3 protein-coding genes are annotated in these 4,258 nt (G+C 59.5%); 2 read left to right on the plus strand and 1 reads right to left on the minus strand.

Annotated elements, in window-relative coordinates:
- Window positions 1-288 precede the first annotated feature (288 nt).
- Window positions 289-1,641 carry a UDP-N-acetylglucosamine 1-carboxyvinyltransferase gene (gene murA / locus NW841_RS12065; protein ID WP_414364855.1) on the minus strand — a complete coding sequence of 451 codons (1,353 nt, stop codon included), beginning with the start codon at window positions 1,639-1,641 and terminating at the stop codon, window positions 289-291.
- A 438-nt stretch (window positions 1,642-2,079) separates the two neighbouring features.
- On the opposite strand from murA, the gene NW841_RS12070 reads away from it, so the two are divergent.
- Complete coding sequence (locus tag NW841_RS12070; protein ID WP_414370894.1) at window positions 2,080-2,760, plus strand: DUF3386 domain-containing protein; 681 nt, start codon at window positions 2,080-2,082, stop codon at window positions 2,758-2,760.
- A 52-nt stretch (window positions 2,761-2,812) separates the two neighbouring features.
- Entirely contained in the window at window positions 2,813-4,108 is a 1,296-nt protein-coding gene (locus NW841_RS12075; RefSeq protein WP_414386581.1) for a GNAT family N-acetyltransferase, read from the plus strand.
- The last annotated feature ends 150 nt before the right edge of the window (window positions 4,109-4,258 follow it).

A 4,258-nucleotide genomic window follows, 5' to 3' on the forward strand; every position in this document is an offset into this window, starting at 1 on the left:
TTGGTACAGAGGTCTCAGCGTGCGGCCACCGTGCGACCCACGGCGGGAAACTCTCCAGAGATTGAACTTGTTCTCCTCACTTGTAGCACGAACAGCTTTCATCCCGACACGGATTGGCTCTTGAGTAATTACAGTGCGGGGCTTCCCGCCGATTAAGCTAACCCCTTCTCCCTAGAATTTGGGCTGTCGGCTCCTAGCCTACCGCATCCTTTTTCCCTCCAGAAAACCAAGGGGATGACGCTTGGGGCCAGCGGATCCCCCCAACAGCGTAGGCTCAAGCCCTATTGCTCAAATGGGCCAATTTTGCGATGGGATCCCCTTTCCATCGGCTTGCTCAGGCTGAGGGGTGAGCGGGATCCCTGCCGGGTGGTTACAGCGATACACCTTGGCCCCGACATTGCGCAGCTTTTCATCGATGGCTTCGTAGCCGCGGTCGATGTAGTGGAGGCCGTGGATGGTAGAGCAGCCCTCAGCCGCCAGGCCGGCCAACACCAGAGCTGCCCCCGCCCGCAAGTCCGTAGCCACCACCGGCGCTCCCGACAGCGACGGCACTCCTCGGATGAGGGCGACCCGGTTCTTGAGGCGAATGTCTGCCCCCATGCGATTGAGCTCGGGGATGTGGTGCATCCGGTTTTCAAACACCGTCTCCTCGATGGTGCAACTGCCCTCGCTCAGGGCGGCCAAGGCCATGATCGGCGCCTGCACATCAGTGGGAAAACCCGGATAGGGCAAGGTCTGGATATCGGTTGCCTGGCAGAGCCAGCCCGAACTGAGTCGCGCCGGGGCAATGCGCAGCCGGTTGGGGCCTTCTTCCTCCACCCGCAGCCCCATGTCACGCAACTTGGCGATCACCGCCCGCAGATGATCCGGGATAACAGGGCCAACCGTGAGTTCGGAGCCGGTGATGGCCCCGGCAATGAGGTAGGTGCTGGCCTCGATGCGGTCGGGAATGACCGTGTACTCGGTGCCGTGCAGGCGCGGTACCCCTACCACCACAACCGTGTTAGTGCCTACACCGCGAATGCGGGCCCCCATTGCCTGACAGAAACGGGCCAAATCCGCCACTTCTGGCTCTTGGGCGGCATTTTCGATGACCGTCTCCCCATCCGCCAGCGTAGCGGCCATCATCAGAGTTTCAGTGGCGCCGACGCTGGGATAGTCCAGGTAGATGCGGGTTCCCACCAGCTTGCGGGCATAGGCATGAACCACGCCGTGCTCGATTTGAACCGTTGCCCCCAACGCTTGCAGGCCCCGCACATGCAGATCCACCGGACGGGAGCCGATGGCACAGCCGCCGGGCAGAGGAACTCTAGCCACTCCCAGCCGCGCCAACAGTGGCCCGATGATGAAAAAACTGGCCCGTAACTGGCTGACCAATTCATAGGGAGCTTGGGAAGTTTTGAGGGAGCTGGCATCCAGGTCGAGGGTATTGCCCACATGGGACACCTTAACCCCTAGGGTGGTCAGGATCTGCCCCATGCGTTCAATGTCCAGCAGGCGTGGCACGTTGTGAATTCGGCAAGCTGCAGGAGCCAAAAGGGATCCGGCCATGAGAGCCAAAGCCGAGTTTTTCGCGCCGCCGATGGGAATGTGGCCGCTCAAGGTCTGCTTGCCGACAATTTTCAGCACCGGCCCCATCATCTCCGGCGGGGCTGCCACTCTGGTCTGGGCCGGCGACAGGTTAGGCGCTGGGGATTCCGTCCTACCGACGCGATCGTCAAAAAAATCTCTCAATCTTCCTCCTCACCCACAAAAAGATAGAAAAGTTCTTTCCAGAGAATACTCTGGGGATCAAAGCAGCAACTAAGCTTGCAGGCCAAAACTTGGCGTGAGGCAGGAAGAGAAGCTCGAGTGGCTGTGCCTCTATCCTACAGCGGCGGATGGGGGATCAGCTATGCCAGCTCTTTGCGATGCGAAAACCCCTGTCTTAGCGCTGTGTGGAAGCAGGCTATAGCCGGTAGGGAGTATGTCAACAAATGCAGGTTCTTGCCGCAGGCGGCTGGGGGAGTAGCCTGGCAGCAAGGGGCAGTATGATGGATGGCTATGAGAAGCGCTTGCCAGTAAGACAGGAGACACCCGATGACCGCGACCCAAGTTTCTGCCGAAGAGTTGTTTCGGGCCGCCTACGAAAATCGCTACACCTGGGATCCCGACTTTCCGGGCTACAGCGCCGAAGTCACCTACTGGGATGGGGAGCGTACTTTTGTGGGGCAGGTGCGAGTGGGGGCAGACCTGAAAGCGACGGTTACGGGCGTGGAGGATGAGGAAGCCCGGAAAGCTATTCACAATCAACTTTGGGAGATTGCCATTCACCGGGTGCGCCGCAGCTTTGCCGAGACCCACGGGAACAATACTTTCCGCTATGGCCAGATCCTACCCGATGGCAGTGTGGAGATCCTGGTGGGTGGCAAAGCCGAAGGGGATCGCTACCACGTGCGCGACAACCAGGTAACCATGGTGCATCGGCATATTCATGGAGTAGTGGTGACCATCCACACCTTCAGCAGCCACGACACCGGCGAAGGCTACCTCTCCCACCGCTACGACTCTGTCTATCACGACGCCAAGACTGGCGAGCAAAAGGGTGGGCGCAGCCAATTTGAAGATCTCTACACCAAGGTGGGCAAGTACTACATTCTCTCGGAGCGGCGCATTCAAACGGAGACGGAAGCTGGCGTTGTTGAGAAGTGCTTTAGCTTCAGCAACTTTGCCTTGCTGGATGCTAGCGGCCAAGCGACTACAAAAAGCCCAACACCCTGAATTTTTGTGGCAGCAACGACCTCCGGAAGAGGGATCCTGAGCTATGCTTTGAATGTTCTCCCGCCCACACTTTGGCATGGACAACCCTGCGGCAAAGCCCAACCCGGATTCCAAAGCTCCTAGGGAGGCTCCCGAACTGATTCTCCGCCCCGCTCAACTGGGCGATCTGGAGGCGGTGGAGGAGATTTTGGCGCAAGCTTTTGATGAAGAGTACAGCAGCCGCTCGGTGGACATTCGTCGCCAAGTGCGGCGGTTACGGCAGTGGTATGGCCCCCTGAAAACCTTGAGCCTGTTTCCCAACCGTTTTCAGCACATGTTTACGGTGCATGTGGCGGAGCTGGAAGGCAAAATCCAGGGGGTCATTCAAGTTTCTCCCTTTAACCATTCCCGCAGCACCTGGCGGGTGGATCACATTGCTGTGGTGCCCTCTGCGCGGCGGCAGGGGGTGGGATCCCGGCTGCTCAAGCACTGCCTGGAGCACTTTCGCGAGGCTCGCACCTGGATCTTGGAGGTGAACATCCACAACAAGGAGGCGATGGCCCTCTACCGACACAATGGCTTCCAACCACTGGTTCAGATTACCTACTGGTCGATTCCACCCGAGATCCTTGCCGCTCTCAGCCAGCACGAGCCCAAGCTGCCCAACTTGGTGCCGGTGACCAACCGGGATGCCTACGCCATCTACCAACTGGATACGGGATCCATGCCGGCCACTGTGCGCCAGGTGTACGACCGCGACGTGAGCGATTTTCGCACCAGCCCACTGGAGTGGCTTTTGGAACGGGCCAAGTGTGCCATCAGCCAAACGGAACGGGTGGAGATGTGTGTCTATGAGCCCGAGCGGAAAACCGCTATCGGCTATTTCAACCTGAAGTTGGATCGGACGGGGCAGCAGCCGCATGTGGCCAAGCTCACGGTTCACCCCGCTTACACCTGGCTCTATCCTGAGCTCATGGCCAAGATGGCCCAGCTCACCCAAGCCTATCCCCCGCAGGCTTTGGCCTTGGCCTCCACCGATTACCAGCCGGAACGGGAGGAATTTTTGCTCAAGCTGGGAGCCCAGGACGTGGAGCGGACGCTGCTAATGTCGCGCTCGGTGTGGCATAAGGTGCGGGAAGTCCGCTTCCCTGGGTATACCGAGTATCTCGCTCTGGTGCTCCAAAAATTGCCGGTGAAGCAGCCGGTGCCAGAACGCTTTGAGGGGGCAACGGAGGGCTGGCTGGAGCACCACTTTCATTCCCTCCACCCAACTGCACCGGATCCCAATTCCGCTGGCGCTACTCGCACGGAGTCCTCGCCGGGGTGCACCAGGGATCCGCAATCGGAAGCGCCTCCCCCTCCCGGCTAGAGTTGCGGCGGGCACCAGCGAAGCTCTATGAACGAGTTGAAGGATATCCCTACGGGGGATCCCTCTTGGCGGATGTTGCTGCAGGCGGCCTTGCACCGCAACCGCAGCAATCCCGGTGTACGCTATTTGCAACTGGCTACAGTGGATCCC

It is taken from the genome of Synechococcus sp. H60.3 (assembly GCF_047462295.1).
Taxonomy (GTDB): Bacteria; Cyanobacteriota; Cyanobacteriia; order Thermostichales; family Thermostichaceae; genus Thermostichus.

Bases quoted from the DNA above. Each gene is read 5' to 3' on its own strand.
- murA (WP_414364855.1), bottom strand. From the start codon at position 1,641: ATGATGGGGCCGGTGCTGAAAATTGTCGGCAAGCAGACCTTGAGCGGC.
- NW841_RS12070 (WP_414370894.1), top strand. From the start codon at position 2,080: ATGACCGCGACCCAAGTTTCTGCCGAAGAGTTGTTTCGGGCCGCCTAC.
- NW841_RS12075 (WP_414386581.1), top strand. From the start codon at position 2,813: ATGTTCTCCCGCCCACACTTTGGCATGGACAACCCTGCGGCAAAGCCC.